At 51.0% G+C, this 18,437-nt stretch carries 17 protein-coding genes and 1 pseudogene; 15 read left to right on the top strand and 3 right to left on the bottom strand.

Going from position 1 to position 18,437, the window contains the following annotated elements; genetic code table 11:
* Window positions 1-101: 101 nt before the first annotated feature.
* On the bottom strand, window positions 102-1,001 hold the full coding sequence (locus ABLV66_RS12665; RefSeq protein ID WP_348876624.1) for a LysR family transcriptional regulator: 900 nt from the start codon (window positions 999-1,001) through the stop codon (window positions 102-104).
* Between the two features lie 139 nt (window positions 1,002-1,140).
* On the opposite strand from ABLV66_RS12665, the gene ABLV66_RS12660 reads away from it, so the two are divergent.
* The 12 genes and pseudogenes from ABLV66_RS12660 to ABLV66_RS12605 all read left to right on the top strand — a co-directional run bounded on the left by ABLV66_RS12660 (window position 1,141) and on the right by ABLV66_RS12605 (window position 12,713).
* Window positions 1,141-1,446: a hypothetical protein gene (locus tag ABLV66_RS12660; RefSeq protein WP_045910563.1), complete on the top strand. Its 306-nt coding sequence runs from the start codon at window positions 1,141-1,143 to the stop codon at window positions 1,444-1,446.
* A gap of 11 nt (window positions 1,447-1,457) precedes the next feature.
* Complete coding sequence (locus ABLV66_RS12655) at window positions 1,458-2,147, top strand: type 1 glutamine amidotransferase domain-containing protein (RefSeq protein WP_063447078.1); 690 nt, start codon at window positions 1,458-1,460, stop codon at window positions 2,145-2,147.
* 84 nt (window positions 2,148-2,231) lie between these two features.
* Window positions 2,232-3,179: an aldo/keto reductase gene (locus ABLV66_RS12650; protein ID WP_063447079.1), complete on the top strand. Its 948-nt coding sequence runs from the start codon at window positions 2,232-2,234 to the stop codon at window positions 3,177-3,179.
* Window positions 3,180-3,281: 102 nt separating this feature from the next.
* Window positions 3,282-4,316 (top strand): amidohydrolase family protein, encoded by a 1,035-nt coding sequence (locus tag ABLV66_RS12645; protein ID WP_315710429.1) that lies wholly within the window; start codon window positions 3,282-3,284, stop codon window positions 4,314-4,316.
* Between the two features lie 150 nt (window positions 4,317-4,466).
* Window positions 4,467-5,039, top strand: a complete 573-nt coding sequence (locus ABLV66_RS12640; protein ID WP_047048324.1) for an NAD(P)H-dependent oxidoreductase — start codon at window positions 4,467-4,469, stop codon at window positions 5,037-5,039.
* 2 nt (window positions 5,040-5,041) lie between these two features.
* Window positions 5,042-6,061 carry an aldo/keto reductase gene (locus tag ABLV66_RS12635; protein WP_047048327.1) on the top strand — a complete coding sequence of 340 codons (1,020 nt, stop codon included), beginning with the start codon at window positions 5,042-5,044 and terminating at the stop codon, window positions 6,059-6,061.
* A gap of 59 nt (window positions 6,062-6,120) precedes the next feature.
* A complete protein-coding gene (locus tag ABLV66_RS12630) occupies window positions 6,121-6,816 on the top strand; it encodes a putative quinol monooxygenase (protein ID WP_047048993.1) in 696 nt (231 codons plus the stop codon).
* A 15-nt stretch (window positions 6,817-6,831) separates the two neighbouring features.
* The gene (locus tag ABLV66_RS12625; RefSeq protein ID WP_032705781.1) at window positions 6,832-7,635 is read left to right on the top strand and encodes a carboxymuconolactone decarboxylase family protein; all 804 of its coding nucleotides are present in this window, start codon (window positions 6,832-6,834) and stop codon (window positions 7,633-7,635) included.
* A 349-nt stretch (window positions 7,636-7,984) separates the two neighbouring features.
* A pseudogene (locus ABLV66_RS12620) lies at window positions 7,985-8,118 on the top strand (hypothetical protein); the annotation flags it as partial.
* Window positions 8,119-8,158: 40 nt separating this feature from the next.
* Complete coding sequence (locus ABLV66_RS12615) at window positions 8,159-8,611, top strand: nuclear transport factor 2 family protein (protein ID WP_047048333.1); 453 nt, start codon at window positions 8,159-8,161, stop codon at window positions 8,609-8,611.
* 377 nt (window positions 8,612-8,988) lie between these two features.
* On the top strand, window positions 8,989-12,084 hold the full coding sequence (locus ABLV66_RS12610; RefSeq protein ID WP_348876625.1) for a multidrug efflux RND transporter permease subunit: 3,096 nt from the start codon (window positions 8,989-8,991) through the stop codon (window positions 12,082-12,084).
* An 11-nt stretch (window positions 12,085-12,095) separates the two neighbouring features.
* Complete coding sequence (locus tag ABLV66_RS12605) at window positions 12,096-12,713, top strand: TetR/AcrR family transcriptional regulator (protein ID WP_348876626.1); 618 nt, start codon at window positions 12,096-12,098, stop codon at window positions 12,711-12,713.
* Window positions 12,714-12,780: 67 nt separating this feature from the next.
* On the opposite strand, the gene ABLV66_RS12600 is transcribed toward ABLV66_RS12605, so the two are convergent.
* On the bottom strand, window positions 12,781-13,257 hold the full coding sequence (locus ABLV66_RS12600; RefSeq protein ID WP_047079190.1) for a hypothetical protein: 477 nt from the start codon (window positions 13,255-13,257) through the stop codon (window positions 12,781-12,783).
* Window positions 13,254-14,009, bottom strand: a complete 756-nt coding sequence (locus ABLV66_RS12595) for a winged helix-turn-helix domain-containing protein (RefSeq protein ID WP_047079189.1) — start codon at window positions 14,007-14,009, stop codon at window positions 13,254-13,256. The genes ABLV66_RS12600 and ABLV66_RS12595 overlap by 4 nt, the downstream gene beginning before the upstream one ends.
* Before the next feature lie 308 nt (window positions 14,010-14,317).
* Between ABLV66_RS12595 and ABLV66_RS12590 the strand changes: the two genes are divergently transcribed.
* From ABLV66_RS12590 to ABLV66_RS12580, 3 genes are all read left to right on the top strand, one after another.
* A complete protein-coding gene (locus tag ABLV66_RS12590) occupies window positions 14,318-15,061 on the top strand; it encodes a fimbrial protein (protein WP_463135310.1) in 744 nt (247 codons plus the stop codon).
* Window positions 15,062-15,137: 76 nt separating this feature from the next.
* Entirely contained in the window at window positions 15,138-15,644 is a 507-nt protein-coding gene (locus ABLV66_RS12585; RefSeq protein ID WP_015366620.1) for a CS1 type fimbrial major subunit, read from the top strand.
* Between the two features lie 74 nt (window positions 15,645-15,718).
* Window positions 15,719-18,436 (top strand): TcfC E-set like domain-containing protein, encoded by a 2,718-nt coding sequence (locus ABLV66_RS12580; RefSeq protein WP_348876627.1) that lies wholly within the window; start codon window positions 15,719-15,721, stop codon window positions 18,434-18,436.
* Window position 18,437 lies beyond the last annotated feature (1 nt).

The raw sequence follows: 18,437 nt of genomic DNA, 5'->3' as shown, positions 1-18,437 counted from the left end.
ATATTATGTTAAATATGGTGAGTTTGTTCTTACGTTATGAGTTCCTCTCTTTCAGGAACTTACCGATGAATCAGTCAGTTGCCAAAGTTTAGTTGTGGACTTTATCGTCCCGTAGCGGATATCAGAAAATCAATCAGGGCCTTCACTCTTTTCGTTTTACCCGCGTTTTTGGGGTAATAGAGATACACTGGCGGGTAGGTTTTCCAGTAGCTCTCCATCACGGGTATAAAGCGCTCCCTGTCCGGCTGTAACTGCAAGATGGGTTCAAACAAACGTCCGATTCCCAGGCCGTTACGGATCCCGTCTGCCATAACGTCAATATCGTTGCTGATTAACTGCCCGGGCATCTCAACCGTCAACTGCTCTCCGCGATCGTTCAGAATCAACGGAAGGATGCGGTTGTTAGTAATAAAACGGTAGCCAATCAGCTTGTGTTGACTGAGGTCAGCCGGCACCTCGGGCATTCCATGCTCGCTGATATAAGCTGCGGATGCATATAACCCTTCACGAAATGGTTTCATTAACGGCCGCGCCACCACCCCACCTTCGAGGATATAGCCAAAACGGATCCCAAGATCAAAACGCTCTTCGATAACATTCACGGTACCGTCGTGAACCGAAATTTCAAGCTGTATACCCGGATATTGCTGACAGAATTTCGCCATTGCAGGCTTAAGAATTAACAGATAGGCAAAACGCGAGAGCGTGATTCGCACGATACCAGAGGGCTCCTGATTCTGGTCGCGAATGCTTTCAAGCGAATTTTCCAGCGACTCCACCGCCGCAGCGGTCTGTTCCAGCAACAGCTGCCCAGTTTCCGTCAGCTCAATACGGCGGGTCGTACGCACAAAAAGCGGATGGCCAATATGATCTTCCAGCAGCTTAAGCGCATTGCTGACGGAGGGAGGCGTAATTTCCAGTTTTCTTGCGGCTGCCGAAATATTGCCCTCACGTGCAATGCTCTGAAAGATCCGTATCTGGTTATACAGGGCGTTATTCATAATGTTTTCCTAAAGCAATCTCCGCCTGATTATTAAGTACAGTCTAAAGATGCTTAAGTCAATGCTCCTCTAATCTTCGTGAAATTCGCCTCTTATACTTTTATCTCTTTCTACAACGACCTGAGTTCAGGAGACTATGATGCGAATTTTATGTCTGGATATCCCCGCACCTGGAGCATCGCTGGAAAAATATGCTCCACACCTTAACGCTGAAGCGCTGCACGCCTGGGGATTGTATAAATCCGGCTTCATCCGCGACATCTACTTCCGTCAGGACAGACCTGGCGTCGCTATTTTTCTTGAATGTGACTCTGTCGATGAAGCGATGAACGTAATGGCCGAATTCCCGCTGGCAAAAGCTGGCTTATTAAGCTTTGAGTGCATTCCGCTTGGCTCCTTTATTAACTGGGAAAATCTCTTTGCCGCTGAATTTAAAAATAAATAGTGAGGCCCGATATGAAACCTGCAGATAAACCCGTGCTGTGTGTCGTTTCCAGTCATCCGATTAAAGGCGCATCCGGTGTACCAACCGGTTTTTTCCTGGCTGAGCTGACGCATCCGCTGAAAGTACTGGAAGATGCCGGACTAAAAACGATGATAGCCAGCATTCGCGGGGGACAGCCGCCGGTGGATGGATTTGACCTCAGTGACTCTGTCAACGCCTGGTTCTGGAACGAAACCGATTTTCAGCAGCGCCTGGCCACAACGCCTGCGTTATCTGAGCTGAACGGTTCCGATTACAGCGCCGTTTTCTTTGCGGGCGGGCATGGAACCATGTGGGATTTCCGCGACAGCCATGATGCCCAGCGTATTATCCGCGAAGTGTATGAAAGTGATGGGATTGTCTCAGCCGTCTGCCACGGGCCTGCGGCACTGGTTGACGCAAAGCTCAGCAGCGGCGAATACCTGGTGAAAGGCAAAAACGTGGCGGCCTTTACCAACAAGGAAGAGGAAGAAGTTCACACTACAGATGTGGTTCCCTACCTGCTTGAGACTGCACTCCGCGAGCATGGCGCGCTTCATCATGAAGCCCCGAACTGGTCTGAAAACGTGGTTACCGACGGACGCCTTATCACGGGGCAGAATCCCGCTTCAGCGCACGGTGTCGGTGTGGCGCTGTTAAATGCCCTCCGCGAGCCAACTTAATTCATTCATCTGTCTTTCATCGTTACTCACCCTCTTTGGCCGGTTTACGTCAGCAACGTTCCGGCCTTTTTTCAGGAGCTGAATATGAAAACTCTTCCTCCAGTCGCGCTCGGCACATGGTCCTGGGGCACCGGCTTCGCCGGTGGCGACACCGTCTTCGGCAATCATCTTTCTGATACTCAGATGGCAGACGTGTTCACCACGGCCATGAGTAAGGGTCTCAACCTCTGGGATACCGCAGCAGTATATGGCATGGGGAGTTCCGAGGCAGCGCTGGGAACATTAGTCCGTCAGTTCCCCCGCGAGGATATGATTTTATCCACCAAATTCACGCCGCAGATTGCGAACGAGCAGTCTGCACAGCCTGTCAGCGATATGCTTGAGGCCAGCCTCGGACGCCTGGGCGTGGACGCGATTGATATCTACTGGATCCATAATCCCCTCGACGTCGAAAAATGGACGCCAGGACTGATCCCACTTTTACAAAGCGGTAAGGTAAAACGCGTAGGTGTTTCCAACCACAATCTGGCACAAATCAGACGCGCCAATGAAATCCTTAACGCTTCCGGTTATTCCCTCAGTGCAGTACAAAATCACTACAGCCTGCTCTATCGCGCTTCTGAAGAGGCCGGGATCCTTGATTATTGCCGACAAAATAACATCACGTTCTTTGCTTACATGGTCCTGGAGCAAGGCGCGCTCAGTGGTCGTTATGATTCAAATCATCCCATGCCTGCCGGGAGTGGCCGGGCCGAAAGTTATAACGCAGTACTGCCGCAGATAGAAAGACTAACCGCCGCCATGAAAAAAATGGGAGCCGAAAGGAATGCCAGCGTGGCACAGATAGCCATCGCATGGGCTATTGCGAAAGGTACCCTTCCCCTCGTTGGTGCGACTAAAGTCCATCACGTTCTGGACGCCGCCTGCGCTTCAGACATCCAGTTACGCGATGAGGAAATCATCCTGCTGGAACAACTCGCCGCAGAGACCAGAGTGGATACACGAGGCGCCTGGGAAAAACCGATGGTGTAAAGCCCGTCCGGAACAGACTGTCATGAATCACATTCACGTATGGACAGTTCCGGGCGATCCTAATCTGTATCACTTTTACTGCTTTGTATGAAGGGTGAGAATATGAAAATCATTTGCCTTGAAGAACATTATCTCGACTGCGAGTTAGGCCGAGCGTGTATGCCTGTTGCGCTTGAGCAGGCGCCTTTCCTTGGCGACTGGGGGAAAACCGTCGCTGATGGTCATAATCCTGACCGAAGCCGGCCGCAGATAGAAAAGAATGCGCTGATAAACGCGAAAGGCGCTGATTTGGGAAGCCGCCGCCTCAGGGATATGGATGAAGCTGGAATTACCCTGCAGATACTCTCTGTGGGCGGATTCCCCCAGTTGGCACCCGAGGATGAAGCGGTAACATTAAATATGGCGGCAAACGATCGCGTTGCCGGGGCGGTAAGAAATCACCCGGATCGCTTCGCGGCATTTGCCACACTTCCCTGGGCACAGCCGGAAGAGGCTGAAAATGAGCTTGTCCGCGCAGTTGAAAAACTAGGATTTAAAGGAGCACTGCTGAATGGCAGACCCTCTTCATGCTTTCTCGATCATCCTGACTATGACTCCCTGCTTTCCCGCTTTAATAAACTGAATGTGCCACTCTATCTTCATCCCGGATTACCGCTTAAAAGCGTACAGCAGGCCTACTTCACGGGCTTCAGCGCAGAGGTCAACGCCAGGCTTTCTATGTTTGGCTGGGGCTGGCATCACGAAGCGGGGATCCATTTGTTGCGGCTGATGTTATCGGGCGCATTTGATAAATATCCCAACCTGCAGGTAATCAGTGGCCACTGGGGGGAGATGTTACCCTTCTGGCTGCAGCGTCTTGATGACAGCCTACCACTGGCTGCAACGGGTCTGTCACGCACGCTAACGAGAACCTTCCAGGAACACGTTTACGTTACCCCGTCAGGTATGCTGACACTGCCGCACTTCAAGTTTATCTACGAGTTAATGGGGGCAGAAAGGATCCTGTTCTCCGTCGATTATCCCTATCAGACCCTGGACGGTGTAAAAACCTTTATCGACAGTCTGCCTGTCAACAAGGCTGAAAAAGAGGCCATCGCATTTCGCAATGCAGAACGTTTACTGGGCATCACGGCGTAGTTCACGGGTTCGTGATGACCGGTACAATGAGAACAGTTGACCATTATTAGTTTTTGTCTAAAAGTGAATGAGTCTTTACTGCTCTAAAAAAAATAATGGTGTCACTCTATACTGGGTTAAACATTCACCAAATATATTTAACTCATTGAAATGAAAAATATCCTTATTGTTTCAGGTCATCCTGAGCTTACCCATTCCGTCGCCAATGCCACGATCCTTGATGAAGTGGCGACCGCCCTTCCCGATGCTGAAATTCGTCGTCTGGACTGGCTCTATCCGGACGGCAAATTCAATATCGCTGCGGAGCAGGAAAGCCTGCTCAGGGCCGATGTGATTGTCTGGCAGTTTCCTTTTTCCTGGTATGGGCTGCCCGGGTTAATGAAACAATGGCTGGACGAGGTCTTTGTCCACGGCTTCGCGCATGGCTCAACGGCGAAACTGGGCGGTAAAAAGCTGCTCCTCTCCTTCACTACAGGGGCGCCACAGGCGCTCTATACCGCTGACGGTTTCTTTGGCCATGCCATTGAAGAGTATCTTATTCCATTCGAGACCACGGCAAAACTGTGCAATCTTGAGCTGCTGGCGCCGGTTTATACCTGCGGTATCAGCTATGCCGACCGGGATGCCGACAAAATCGCGCAGCAAAAAACGCTTGCCCGGGAACACGCTTCAAGGCTTGTCGATCTGCTCAATTCCGTCGTGAATAATCCAGAGAGAGAATAACGATGCAGTATACCCGGCTCGGTAAAAGTGACTTACTGGTCTCCCGCATCTGTATGGGATGTATGGGGTTTGGCGACCCGTTAACGGGCCAGCATCGCTGGACGCTGGACGAAACAGCAAGCCGGGACATCATCCGCTACGGTCTCGAAAAGGGTATCAATTTTTACGATACCGCCATCGCCTATCAGAACGGCTCCAGCGAGCGATACGTTGGCCGGGCGCTGCGGGAGATGGCAAAACGCGAGGACGTGGTGCTGGCCACCAAGTTTCTGCCACGAACCGCCGCGCAAATTGCTGCGGGGATCGGCGGAAAAGAGGCAATAGCCCAATCGCTCGACCAGAGCCTGCAGAATCTGGGGATGGACTACATCGACCTCTACATCTACCACATCTGGGATTACAACACGCCAGTTATTGAGGTGCTTGAAGCGCTTCATGCCGCCGTTACTGCGGGCAAAGTGCGCGCTATTGGTATTTCCAATTGCTATGCCTGGCAGCTGGCGAAGGCGAACGCCCTTGCAGAACGCGAAGGGCTGACGCCCTTTGTCTCCGTGCAAAGCCACTACAACCTGATTATGCGTGAAGATGAACGAGAGCTCTTCGGTCTGTGCGCTGAAGATGATATCGCAATGACCCCCTATAGCGCGCTGGCCAGCGGTCGTCTCTCCCGGAAAGAAGGCCACACGCGGCGAGCCACGGAGGATGATTATGCGCGTGGAAAATATGACAGCACGGCTGAACAGGATCGGCTCATTATTGAGCGTGTCGCCGAACTTGCCGAACGGCATCAGGTGTCTATGACGGAAATATCTCTCGCTTGGTTGCTGACAAAAGTCACGTCACCTGTCGTCGGGGCCACAAAAAAAGATCACGTCGATGACGCGGTAAACGCCGTAAACCTTCAACTGAATCCGGAGGAAATCCGGCTTCTGGAAGAAACCTACCAGCCGCATGTTCTGACGGGGATCATGGGGCAAAACACGCCGCAAACGAAAGACGTTAAGCAGGTCTGGACGCGGTAGCAAACAGTAATTTCAGTAAAAGGATCATCGTGAAAAAGCCCCTTATGCTTTTAATTTGTATGCTCATAAGCTGCCCTGTCTTTGCAACAAAACTGGACGCGCCGGATAAGGTAATGATGAATATCTTTGAGCTCGGCGTCAGGCACGATCGGGACAAAGATTTTGCAGACGTAGCCAGACAGACGATTTCCGCTTCGGTTGATCATGAAGCAGGTACGCTGGCGATGTACGCCCTGCACCGCAGCGACAATCCACGTAAGGCATTCATGGTCGAACTCTATGAAAACGAGAGTGCTTACCGCAAACATCTGAATGCCGAACCATACAAGGCATTCGCTGCCCGGGCACCTGACATTATCGATCGGAAAAATAAAATCACTCTGGAGCCCCAGTTTCTGGGGGACAAACACATCATACCGAATGAGCGAACCATTAATAATCTGGTGATCGTCGAGGTAAAGCCTGAATTACAGACCGAATTTAAAAACATCGTCATGCCTGAAATGGCTGAGTCACTCAAAGTAGAGAAAGGCGTGTTAGCCATGTATTCCGCTACAGACTCACAGACTCCGAACCGCTGGTATTTCTATGAGATTTACGCCAGTGAGGAAGCGTATCAACTGCACCGACAAACGCCACACTTCCGTGACTATCTCAGGCAAACGGCGCATATGAGCACCAGTAAGGACGCTATCCCGGTAAAACCGGTATTTCTTCGTAACAAAGGCGGAATCAAACAGGATCCGCACCGTTGACCAGTGAGGATTGACATGAAAAGCGTAATTGCAGCAGCGGCCATGTCGCTTGTTATTTCTGATTTTGCTAATGCTGAGGAAACAAGAGGTAAAACTATGATGAAAATTGAACCTTCAGCGATTTCTGAAGCTGATATTCGTTCTGTCTCACCGGCTCTTGCGCGCTTTGGTCGAGAAGCTATTACTGAAGATCTGTGGACACGCGATGCCCTCTCGCCCAGGGATCGTAGTATGGTGACCGTCGCCATGCTAATTGCCAGAAACCAGCCTGGCGACCTTAAGCACTATATAGACATTGCCCTTGATAATGGCGTTACACCAGCGGAATTGTCAGAAATCATTACCCATCTGGCGTTCTACTCAGGTTGGCCAAATGCAATGTCAGCCGTCAGCGTGACCAAAGCAGTATTTGAAACTCGTGGCGTCACGGCAGATGCACTTCCTGAAGCTTCTCCGGACCTGCTTCCTCTCAATCAGGAAGCAGAAAAGCAGCGTTCAGAGACAGTGGAAAAAAATGTTGGCCCAATATCTCCAGGCCTGGTTAAATTCACTGCTGATCCACTCTTCCTGGATCTCTGGCAAAGACCCGCGCTGAAACCCCGCGACAGAAGCCTGATTACGGTCAGCGCCTTAATCGCATCCGGACAGAGCGCGCAGATTGGCTATCACCTCAATAGAGCAATGGATAATGGACTTTCTGTTGAGGAAGCTGGTGAGATCGTTACCCAGGCCGCCTTCTATGCTGGCTGGCCAAACGCATTTACCGCTGCTCCGGTTGTGGGAGAGGTGCTAAACAATCGATCATCGAGTAAAAGGTAACATTACTGAACACTAAAACCTGACGCACATCACAAAATTAGAACGATCAGTTCATGAACCAACAGACGTGACATCGAGTGATTTATGGACAGCGTTTAACACAGTTATGAACCAAAACTGAGTTCATAACTGTGAGCTTGAATCGCCATTTGATTAATATCCATTTAAAACAGTTTGTTATACTGTTTCTGGTGCTGTCGTAAATTATGTATATTCCTCAAACCCAGAATAGTTAAATCACATTAAGCATACCTGACGATCTCCACATGGGATTATGAACCTGGTAATTTGTGGTGATTAGCGACCTCCCGCAAAGCAGACCAAACTGCCCTTTTTTCTTCTTAAGTAAAAGCAGCTTGATCTAAACGAGTCGATGCCGCAGATTCAAGACTCCATTTGTTCATGGAGTCAGCTCAATCAGCCGCAAACTCAGCAGACCGTTACTGTCTGAAATGTCGCTGGGTGGCCGGTTCATTAACCTGACAGGCCTGAAACCTGACATCAAACCATCGCTGGAGGAAGCATGCTTAAAAAATCGATAGTCGCCCTTTCATTGTTTTTCGCTCTGACGCCCGCCGTTTTTGCGGGCAATAGCGAAAGCGAGCTGTTGAATAAAAAGAATGTCATTGATTTTTATAATAAGGCCTTAAACGACAAAGACTTCTCTGCCGCCAGGCCCTATCTCGGGGATCGCTATGTACAGCACAATCCGATGGCAAAAGATGGCGTGGAAGGCTTCGAGCAGTTTATCGCTTTTCTGAAGAGTAAATATCCCGACTCGCACAGCGAAATCAAGCAGGCATTCGTCGACGGAGATAACGTGATTTTGCATGTTGAAGTAACCGGTCGTGAGCCAGGCGTTACGCGGGCTATCGTGGATATCTTCCGCCTCAACGAACAGCACAAAATCGTTGAACATTGGGATGTTACCCAAAACGTTCCGCAAAAAACCGCCAGCGGCAACGGCATGTTCTAAGACCTTTGACTCACGCTCTTGCTTTCCCTTTTTTCATTCGTATAGAAGATTGCTTGTTTAAATAATTTATTTACTTTACTGTAAAGTAAATAAATTCATGAGATCACACTGATGCTCAACGAAAGAAATTGGGGAAAGCTTCTTTATTTCATTGGCTTATGGCTTTTTAGCTCCAGTGCTGATGCTGGTTTGCCAAACATACTTGCGCGCATCACCATGTGTTGCAACCCGCAAATTGTTCACAATCAACTCCTACGGCGTGGCAAAACAGATACCGCCCTTGCCTTTTTCTCCTCTTCCGGCTGACGACGAGCTAAACGAACCAACTGACGCGTTTGCTATGCAAAAATCCCTTAACTGACTAAAGGTGAATAACAATGCTGGCCCGTTTTTTTGTCTTTCGCCCGGTTTTTGCCGCGGTCATCGCCATCTGCATCATGGCAACCGGCGCTCTCGCCATGATGACTTTGCCGGTGGAACAGTATCCGGATATCGCCCCGCCTGCTGTTAATGTCACGGCTAACTATACTGGCGCTTCAGCAGAAACCGTCGAGGATAGCGTTACTCAGGTGCTGGAGCAGCAGATCAAAGGTATCGATGGGTTGATCTACTTTTCCTCAAGCAGCAGTTCAGCTGGCCAGGCCCGCATTAGCCTTAGTTTCGATCAGGACGTTAACCCTGATATGGCGCAGGTACAGGTACAAAACGCGGTAAATCAAGCAATTACACGATTACCACAAGAGGTGCAGCAGCAAGGAATTACCGTTACCAAATCTCAGGGGGACAGCTTGATGGTGGTAGCCCTGTATGACCCAAGCAGGCAATTAACCAGCCTTGATATTAGCGATTTCCTCATCAGCTCTTTACAAGAACCGTTGAGCCGCGTCGAAGGCGTGGGTGAAACCACTGTTTTTGGCGCGCAGTATGCCATGCGCATCTGGCTCAATCCGCTCAAACTAACCAGCTATGGATTGATGCCCTCGGACATACAGGCCGCGATCGAGGCGCAGAATTCGCAAGTGACCAGCGGTGAAATTGGTTCTCTGCCGACGATTGAGGGACAATATTTGAACGCCACGGTGACGACGCAGTCCCGCCTTGGTCATCCGGAGCAGTTTGAGAATATTATTCTACGCACCCATCGCGATGGCTCAGTAGTGTACTTGCGCGACGTGGCCCGCGTGGAAATCGGCGCGGAAAACTATCAAAACCAAACGACGCTCAATGGTTACCCTTCCGCTGGGATCTCAATTCAGTTGGCCTCGGGAGCCAACGCGCTGGAAACGGCGGAGAAAGTTAGGACTGAAGTCGAACGCCTTTCTCCCCGCTTTCCACAAGGCGTAATCGCCGCCTATCCACGCGACAGCACTCCGTTTGTGACGGTATCGATCGAAAGCGTGGTGCATACGCTGATTGAAGCGATACTCTTTGTCGTGGCCGTTATGTATCTTTTTCTTCAAAGCTGGCGTGCAACGCTTATCCCGACCCTGACGGTACCGGTGGTTCTGTTGGGCACTTTCGGCATTCTAAGCCTGCTTGGCTACAGCATCAATACACTGACCCTTTTTGCCATGGTGCTGGCAATCGGGCTGCTGGTAGATGACGCTATCGTGGTGGTGGAAAATGTTGAACGTTTGATGGCAGAGGAAAACCTCACTCCACAGGAGGCCACGCTGCGCTCGATGAATGAGATAACCGGGGCGCTGATAGGTATTGCTCTGGTTCTCTCCACCGTTTTTATCCCGATGGCGTTCTTTGGTGGCTCTGTGGGGATTATCTATCGTCAGTTCACCGTGACCATTGTTTCAGCAATGGCGCTGTCTGCATTGGTCGCTCTGACGCTGACGCCAACGCTGTGCGCCCACCTGCTCAAGCCTGGACACATAAATAAAGGTCGTTTTTTTACCCTCTTCAATCGCGGAGTAGCGATAAGTCAGAACAGCTACCTGGCCACACTTCGTCGAATGACCGCCCATCCACTCCGTTTTGTTTGTCTGGCCCTGATACTAACTTTTTTGATGCTCTGGCAATATCAAAAGCTCGCAAGCGGATTTTTGCCCGAGGAGGATCAGGGCGCGGTTATGGTTCAGTACTCACTGCCGTCTGGTTCGCCGATGTCGATGACCGAGGCCGTTGGCGCGGATATTACCCACTATTTTATGACTGAGGAGAAAGATAACCTCGACGTTATTTTTATGGTCACAGGAAGAAATAATGCCGGTAGCGGGCAGAACGTCGGTATGGCATTCGCTGAGTTAAAACACTGGGACCAGCGTCCCGGGAAAGAAAACAGCGCTCAGGCCATTATTCTACGCGCGAACCAGTATTTTAATAAAAATGCCAGGCAGGCCAACATAAGCGTGATGTCACCCCCGACCATTCGCGGTCTCGGACAATCCAGCGGTTTTGAATTATGGCTGCAGGACAGCGCCGAAAATGGCAGTGCGGCACTTATGCAGGCACAAACCACCCTGCTCAATGCCGCCAGAGAGAATCCTGCTCTTAACGCGGTAAGGATTAATAGTCTGGAGGAAAAGGCGCAGCTGCAGGTCGATGTCGACCGACAAAAAGCGCAGGTTCAGGGGCTGGATCAGGCCGATATCAACAATACGCTTTCAGCGGCCTGGGGGGGCATATATGTTAACGACTTTGTCGATCGAGGGCGGGTTAAACGCGTGTATATCCAGGGAGACGCGCCCTGGCGTTCAACACCAGAAAATTTATCCGCCTGGTTTGTCCGTGGCAACAGCGACAACATGGCGTCCTTCGACAGCTTCTCGACGCTTCGCTGGACCAGCGGACCGCAGATGCTTCAGCGTTTCAATGGGCTGTCGGCCGTGCAGTTTCAAGGAGGTGCTGCGTCTGGCGTCAGCTCCGGCGTGGCAATGGCTGAAATGTCCGAAATGGTCAGCTCGCTGAACGGATTTGACCTGCAATGGAGCGGTTTGTCCTGGCAGGAGCGCTCATCTTCGGTGCAAACGCTGTGGGTCTATCTGGCATCGCTAGCCTTTATGTTTCTGTGCCTCGCTGCCTTATATGAAAGCTGGTCGATCCCCATTGCCGTGATGTTGATTATCCCGTTGGGCATCATTGGCGCGATCAGCGCTTCGTTGCTCGCCGGTTATGAAAATGATATTTATTTCCAAGTGGGGATGTTAACAACAATGGGCCTTTCGGCCAAAAATGCGATCCTGATCGTCGAATTCGGGCTATCGCAGTTTCAGCAAGGAAAAAGCCTGACGGAAGCCGCACTGGAAGGCGCACGGCTGCGCTTGCGTCCGATTATTATGACCTCACTCGCATTTGTTGTCGGCGTGATCCCTCTGGTACTCTCTGCAGGTGCCGGCGCTGCCAGCCAACAGGCGGTGATTGGCGGCATGCTTTCAGGGACGCTACTGACGTTGCTTTTAGTTCCACTATTTTTCCTGCTAGTGCAGCAAGGAATCATGCGACTGAAAAGTCGCAAACAGTAAGGACTCAATTGATGATCAATCAACGCGGGCGGCCGATGAAAGCTCGCCCTCGCATTTTGCAAACCGCGCGTGAGCTGTTTCTCCAGCACGGACTGGACGTGTCTTTGGATACCATCGCCGCCGAAGCGGGCACCACGCGTCCGACGCTGTACAGCCATTTTCCCGGTGGTAAAGATGCGCTGCTGCTGGAGACTTTTGCGTTTCTGAATGACACAATGCAGCCCCCACTACGCCAGCTTTTTCAGGAATGTCAGCAGGATTTTCCCGCGCTGCTGCACGGATTTGCAAACGTTGTGCAGCAGCACTTCTATGCCCCTGAGAACATCCATTTTCAGCGCTTACTGATCCAGGTTCTCGTGCAGAAACCCGAGCTATATGTCACGCTTGAGCAACGGCCCTCCGGTCGCGTACTGCAGGCACTCAGCGAGATCCTTGCGCAAAAACAAGACGAGGGACTGTTGACCATCAACGACCCGGAACTGCAGGCAACAGCGTTTCTAGGCGCAATTATGGGTTACCCGCTGCCTGGGGCGCTCATTGCACAAAAAGCAATAGATCCAAAAAGGCTGGAGCAACTTGCCGACTGCGCAATTGAGGGGTTTCTCAAAGCATGGGGGTACAAGCCGTAATGCTTTGCCACAACTATCTGAAAAAACAAGGAGAATACCTGAGGTACTCTCCTTGTTTTATAGGTGGTTAATCACCCCGACATATATAAGTGGGATAATGCCGGTCCTGGATCAGCCACACCGAAGGCGCAACCTCGGAGATGGTAAGATAGTAACGGGCGGTTGGATTGGCGAAACTGCCCCATTGCGCATCCGGCGTGTTGTCATTGTGCCTGCGCCAGGTTTTGGTGTAGCTCAATACCACCACTTTATCATCATCCCGCCGCGACCAGATAAAATCGACATCTCTGTCAACGATCATACTCTGGCCATTTGCCCAGGCAGCCCCTTTGTAGGCGGTCAGACCAGTACCGTCGCGGTGAAAATAGAACTGAGCAACTGTATTAACCCGCACTTCACTGGCCTTCCCTTCATTGCGCGTAAAATTAAATTCTGTACTGCAGGCCAGTACATCACGTTTACTAACTCCGGTAGAACAGTAATAAAGCGCCAATCCGCCACCGAGCAGAAAAATACCGAGGCCACAGAAAACTTTAATTTTCATTTTTCTGCTCCACTTTTATAGCGAATGGTTTTACACAAACTGGCTTTATTGATCGGGCATGCGCCGATAAACACTTCATCCGCAGCGACCAGGGAAAAACGAGCGCTGAAATAATAGACGCTGTACTCCTCGCGCTGGCACGCTACGTTGTTTTTATCCAGCAACGCGGCCAGTTTCGATAATACCAACGGTCGCCCATGATCGTTAATAAGCCAGATGCTACATTTAGCGATTTTTTGCTCAACCGGCTTTAGCTTTATCGGCGTCGTTATATTCTGTTGTTGGCGAATAATTATACCAATACCGAATGCCGACGCTAATAATGCCGTGAATACCAGCCACCATTTCAGACGTCGTGGTTGCTTCCTCTTTTCAGCGTTTTGTCGCTGGGGTTGAGGTTCGCTTGCGCAAGCGTTTTGCGCCGGTTGAAAAATAACATCCGCCTCAAACCGGAAACCATAGCGTGGTATGGTCACAATCAATTCATGATGTTCTCCCAACGCCTGGAAGCTTTTGCGTAACTCACTTATCGCTTTGTTGAGATTATTTCCCGAAGGCGTGAAACCGAATTCCTGCCACACGCGGGTAATCAACTCCTCACGGCTAAGTTCGCTTCCTTTATGTCGAATAAATTCCTGTAACAGACGCACGGCGGGTGCCGAAAGCGTTAATACGGACTCAGGCTGTCCAACAATACTTAATGTGTGAGCTTCAGGATCAAATAACAACGAATTGTTGCATATAAAAAACATATTTCATTCTCGGCTGTTGCCGCTTGCTTTTTATCCCTGTAACTGCAGGCAAGAAATCCCCTTCTGAATTAGCTTATTTTTTCATCAGCAGGAATTTTCTCCCCATCCTGGGTTGCGGCATTTTCTTTTAACTATACAACTTTAAAGCCTGGATTGCAGGATAAAGAACTGTATTTTTTAAGTTAACTAATACAAATTTTCACAACCTGCTGTTCCGGTTAAAGTTTCCCTGTCCTGAAGCGATACGAAAGCAGACGGTGTCGTGGTGTAAAAACGCCGTACATGAACTCAGAGCAGGCAGAATGAATGTGAAAGTAAAAAACAGAGTAAACAAGTCCACTGCGCTTTATCTCGCTGCCCTGTCGATGTCATTTTTCGCAGAAATGACACAGGCTAATATGAGCGTTTACCCGATGGAACTTAACGTCGACAGTTCCGGGACGGCCCAAATCAGAGTGGCCTCTAAAAGCGATGATATTCAGTTCATTCGGGTGAGGCAAAAGAAAATTCTTAATCCGGGTACGCCACAGGAAAAAGAAGTTGAGATGGCAGCCTGGAAAGACGGTAGCGTTGTCGTTACCCCTGAAAAATTCGCCTTAGCGGCAGGCGCTTTACGTATCGTGAGGCTGGTATCTCTGACCCCGCCAGAAAAAGAGAGTACCTGGCGCGTTTATTTTGAAGGGGTAAAACAGCCGGATAGTATTCTGCCTGCAGCATCCGCGGGAACGCCGGCTTCGGCCAAACTCGGCGTTAACGTTATCTGGGGAGCATTGGTTCATTTGGCGCCGGAAAAGCCGGTGGTTTCTCTGCGAATAAATCCCGCAGCAGGAACTTTAAAAAATGACGGCTCTTTGCGGGTACCGCTGAAAGAAATTGGCGCTTGCGATGTTAATGATAAATGCAGGTGGTTTAAAGAAGATGCGACTATTTATCCGGACACCGAGCGAAAATTAAAAGTGCTCACTCAGGTTCGTGGCCAAAAATATAAATTCCGCTATTTCAACTGGATTAATAAAACAGCTGAAGAAGCCGACTTACCCGTCGTGCAATAACACGACATCACTGTCAAAACCACGTGTGGTTTGTTTAAAGAGCTAATGGAGCTCGTTTATAAATATGGAGATATCAATGAAGAAGTATATTAAACCTCTGATGATCGTTGCTGCGATGTCGACTGCGTTCAGCGCAATGGCTATTCAGAAGGATATTACGGTTAATGCCAACGTAGACTCCCAGTTGGATATGACCCAGGCCGATAATACGCCATTACCAGCCAGCATCGATATGCAATATCTGCCGGGCCGTGGGCTGGAAAGCTACCGTCTCAATACCAAAATTTGGTCGAACTCAGCCACCAGCAACGTCAAAGTGCGTCTGGTTAGCGCAGCGAATCTGACCAATGAAGATGGCGCCGAAACGGTACCGATGACCGTAAAACTGGGCGATAAAACCCTGAATACCACCGATGCTGAATTCACCGGTAGCGAACTGTTCCCGGGCAGCGTTGAAAACGGTTCTGCGGTCCTGCCGCTGACCATCTCTCAGACCACAAAAGGCATTCTGAAAACCGGTCAGTACAGCGGCGTGGTGAGTCTGATGCTGACTCAGGCGACCACCGCGGAAGGCGGTGCGTAACCCCACAATACGTATAAGGAAGTACATCAGAGGGCGCCTGCCCTCTGATGTCAGGATGACGTCGAGGCTCGTTCATGGCTTTTCACAGAAATGCTCTTCTTTTTGTCGTTTTGTTACCCGCTTCCGTTCAATTAGCCAGCGCCACTATCGTCGTACCTGCGGGCTTTGAGGATCTGGCGAAAACGCAGCGCCTGTGGACAGAAGTGAGTCTGTATGGCACTTCGCTTGGCCTGTTTGAAGCCGATATTACGCTTGAAACGGTAACCTTCGTGGCGCCGGAAACGCTTGTCGCGGCAATTAAACGTCAGTTCAACGATGATCCTGCCTTGATCGCCTCGGTGACCGGCGCCCTTTCCTCTCCGCTTGCGCGTAACGGCAATCTCGCCTGCAGCAGCAATGGTTCCGCGCCGGGTTGCGATTTTATCGACACCAAAAGCGTGGCCCTGATTTATGACGAGAATAACGCGCGCATAAACCTGTTTTTCGACAGGCGGTATCTACCCAAACAAACGGCGGAAAATCAGTGGTATCAGCCTACGCGTAATACCGAAAACGCGCTGATCCACCAGCAAAATATCAACTTCGTGGCCGATGAAAACTATCAGTCGATGACCGTGCAGGGAAACGGCGCGCTGGCCATGACTGAGAATGGGTATTTTAACCTCGACTGGACCTGGCTTGGGCAGCGCTCTCGCCATCAACAGCAGCAGGAGATCACGGTGAATAACGCCTGGTTCCGTCAGGATCTATGGCACGAATATTACGTTCAGTTAGGTGAAATGGATACGCGCGATCTCTTCAGCGCGGCCGGCGGCAATATCAACCTCAGCCAACTGCCGCTTGGAAAAATTCGCGGGCTGCGTGCCGGCTCGACGCGAGCGTGGATCAACCCCGTTCAGCAGTCCAGCGGAACGCCCATTACCGTGCTGCTTTCCCATGACGCGCGTATAGACGCCCGTAGGGGGAATCAGCTGCTGGCCAGTTTTTATCTTAATGCCGGGGCGCAAACCCTGGATACCCGTTCGTTTCCGGACGGGAGCTATACCGTGACGCTGGCGATTTATGAAAACAACCGCCTGACCCGCACCGAGCAGGTTCCGTTTACCCGCACCGGCATCACGCCATTCGACCGCGTCGAGTGGTTTATGCAGGCCGGTGAAACCGATAACGACGATATGAGCGACGAACGCAGCGCCGTGGTGCAGGCGGGTATTCGCCTGCCTGTAACTTCTACGCTGGCGGTCACCAGCGGCGCAACGGTGAAAAAGAACCAGCGTTTTGTGGAAAGTGCCGTCGACTGGAGCCGCGGATTCAATACCGGCCCCATCGATGGCGTCCTCAGCACACGCTTTAGCTACCTTTATGGCAGCCAGGGCCAACGCGGCAATATCCAGCAAATCAGCTACAACGATGGCTTTTCACTAAGCTTCTATCGTAATGCCTTATCGGCTGACAACTGTGACTCCAGCAGTACCGGGTTTGATGCGGTGAATGGTTGCTACCGAAGCCTCTCGGTAATGTTCTCCGTTCCTGTCGGCTCGTGGTATGCCAACCTCGGTTATTCCGATAACCGCAATGAAGGTCGCTATGTTTCGCGGCGTGAATTACCGAATAGTGACGATCGGCGCGACAACGGTTTGCCCTGGGAATCGGTGTATATGACCCGCACCCGCTCGCAGGCATGGCAGGCCGGACTGAGCAATTCGTTCAGCACCCGCGGGCTGAATATCAACAGCAGCATAAACCTGTTTATGCGTAACGATCATTCTGGTGATGGCAAGGATAAAGGCGGCTTCCTGAGCGTAAGCCTGTCGCTGGCTCATAACCGTCAGGGCGATGCTTCCAGCTACACTTCCGTGGGGGCCACATGGCAACAGCAGAAGCATGAAAAAAATCAGCTCAACTATAACGTCGCGCACAACTGGTACACCGATGCGCGCGGTGAAAACGAATATGGTCTCAACGCTTCCGGGATTAATAGCGACTCGCTAAATACTTCGGCCTATACCCGTCAGGGCGGCCGTTTTGGTAACGGAAGTTTGACCGTCAGCGATTCGTGGGATCGCCAGGATCATCGCCACCGGTTCAGCAGCAGCGGTAACTACAGTTCTACGTTGGCGTTATCTCGTTCTGGCTTGTGGTTTGGCCGCTGGGGTGACGGACGCCCGGCGTCAGCCATTGCGGTCAACGTCGCAACGCCGGAAGCGTCTCCTGATTCCCGCATTGCCGTTTCGCTGGATAACAGCGGTAGCGCCGATATCCCGGCAAACGCCCGCGCGCTGTTCGCCCTGCCCGGCTATCAGCAAACCACACTCACTATCAATGAGTCGACGGACATTTCCCACGGCGCCAACAGTGAAATTACGCAGGGGTCGGGAAGCAGAACGGTATTTATGGTGCCAGGAAAAATGCTGCACAGAGAGGTGCAAACCACCACGCGTTACACCTGGCTTGGCCAGTTGACCGATGAACAACATACGCCGTTTATCGGCGGCATGCCGCTCAACGTCAGCGGCTGGAGCGATTTAGGTAATGGCGGCTTTAGCGCGGAAAGCGACAGCCTGATTCAGTCGCTCTACCTGGTGAAACAACAACAGTTTTACCAGTGCGCGCTGAAGGTGAAGACCATGCGTGACGTCGTGCGTTATGTCGGCACGGTGACCTGCGAAGAACTGACTTATTCCGCGTTACCGGAAACCGTGCAGCAGCAGGCGCAATTACTGCTGGCTGGCCGTACGCCGGCGGTCAGCCCAACGGCGATGAATAACTCTACTCTCTCTACAGGAAAATGAT

The organism is Klebsiella sp. CN_Kp073, assembly GCF_040065495.2.
GTDB lineage: Bacteria > Pseudomonadota > Gammaproteobacteria > Enterobacterales > Enterobacteriaceae > Klebsiella > Klebsiella aerogenes.
The sequence above is the reverse complement of the archived record's forward strand: the minus strand, read 5'-3'. Positions and strand labels throughout refer to the sequence as shown.

Bases quoted from the DNA above. Each gene is read 5' to 3' on its own strand.
- ABLV66_RS12625 (WP_032705781.1), top strand. From the start codon at position 6,832: ATGAAAAGCGTAATTGCAGCAGCGGCCATGTCGCTTGTTATTTCTGAT.
- ABLV66_RS12660 (WP_045910563.1), top strand. From the start codon at position 1,141: ATGCGAATTTTATGTCTGGATATCCCCGCACCTGGAGCATCGCTGGAA.
- ABLV66_RS12610 (WP_348876625.1), top strand. From the start codon at position 8,989: ATGCTGGCCCGTTTTTTTGTCTTTCGCCCGGTTTTTGCCGCGGTCATC.
- ABLV66_RS12645 (WP_315710429.1), top strand. From the start codon at position 3,282: ATGAAAATCATTTGCCTTGAAGAACATTATCTCGACTGCGAGTTAGGC.
- ABLV66_RS12635 (WP_047048327.1), top strand. From the start codon at position 5,042: ATGCAGTATACCCGGCTCGGTAAAAGTGACTTACTGGTCTCCCGCATC.
- ABLV66_RS12585 (WP_015366620.1), top strand. From the start codon at position 15,138: ATGAAGAAGTATATTAAACCTCTGATGATCGTTGCTGCGATGTCGACT.
- ABLV66_RS12580 (WP_348876627.1), top strand. From the start codon at position 15,719: ATGGCTTTTCACAGAAATGCTCTTCTTTTTGTCGTTTTGTTACCCGCT.
- ABLV66_RS12640 (WP_047048324.1), top strand. From the start codon at position 4,467: ATGAAAAATATCCTTATTGTTTCAGGTCATCCTGAGCTTACCCATTCC.
- ABLV66_RS12630 (WP_047048993.1), top strand. From the start codon at position 6,121: ATGCTCATAAGCTGCCCTGTCTTTGCAACAAAACTGGACGCGCCGGAT.
- ABLV66_RS12655 (WP_063447078.1), top strand. From the start codon at position 1,458: ATGAAACCTGCAGATAAACCCGTGCTGTGTGTCGTTTCCAGTCATCCG.
- ABLV66_RS12600 (WP_047079190.1), bottom strand. From the start codon at position 13,257: ATGAAAATTAAAGTTTTCTGTGGCCTCGGTATTTTTCTGCTCGGTGGC.
- ABLV66_RS12605 (WP_348876626.1), top strand. From the start codon at position 12,096: ATGATCAATCAACGCGGGCGGCCGATGAAAGCTCGCCCTCGCATTTTG.
- ABLV66_RS12665 (WP_348876624.1), bottom strand. From the start codon at position 1,001: ATGAATAACGCCCTGTATAACCAGATACGGATCTTTCAGAGCATTGCA.
- ABLV66_RS12595 (WP_047079189.1), bottom strand. From the start codon at position 14,009: ATGTTTTTTATATGCAACAATTCGTTGTTATTTGATCCTGAAGCTCAC.
- ABLV66_RS12650 (WP_063447079.1), top strand. From the start codon at position 2,232: ATGAAAACTCTTCCTCCAGTCGCGCTCGGCACATGGTCCTGGGGCACC.
- ABLV66_RS12615 (WP_047048333.1), top strand. From the start codon at position 8,159: ATGCTTAAAAAATCGATAGTCGCCCTTTCATTGTTTTTCGCTCTGACG.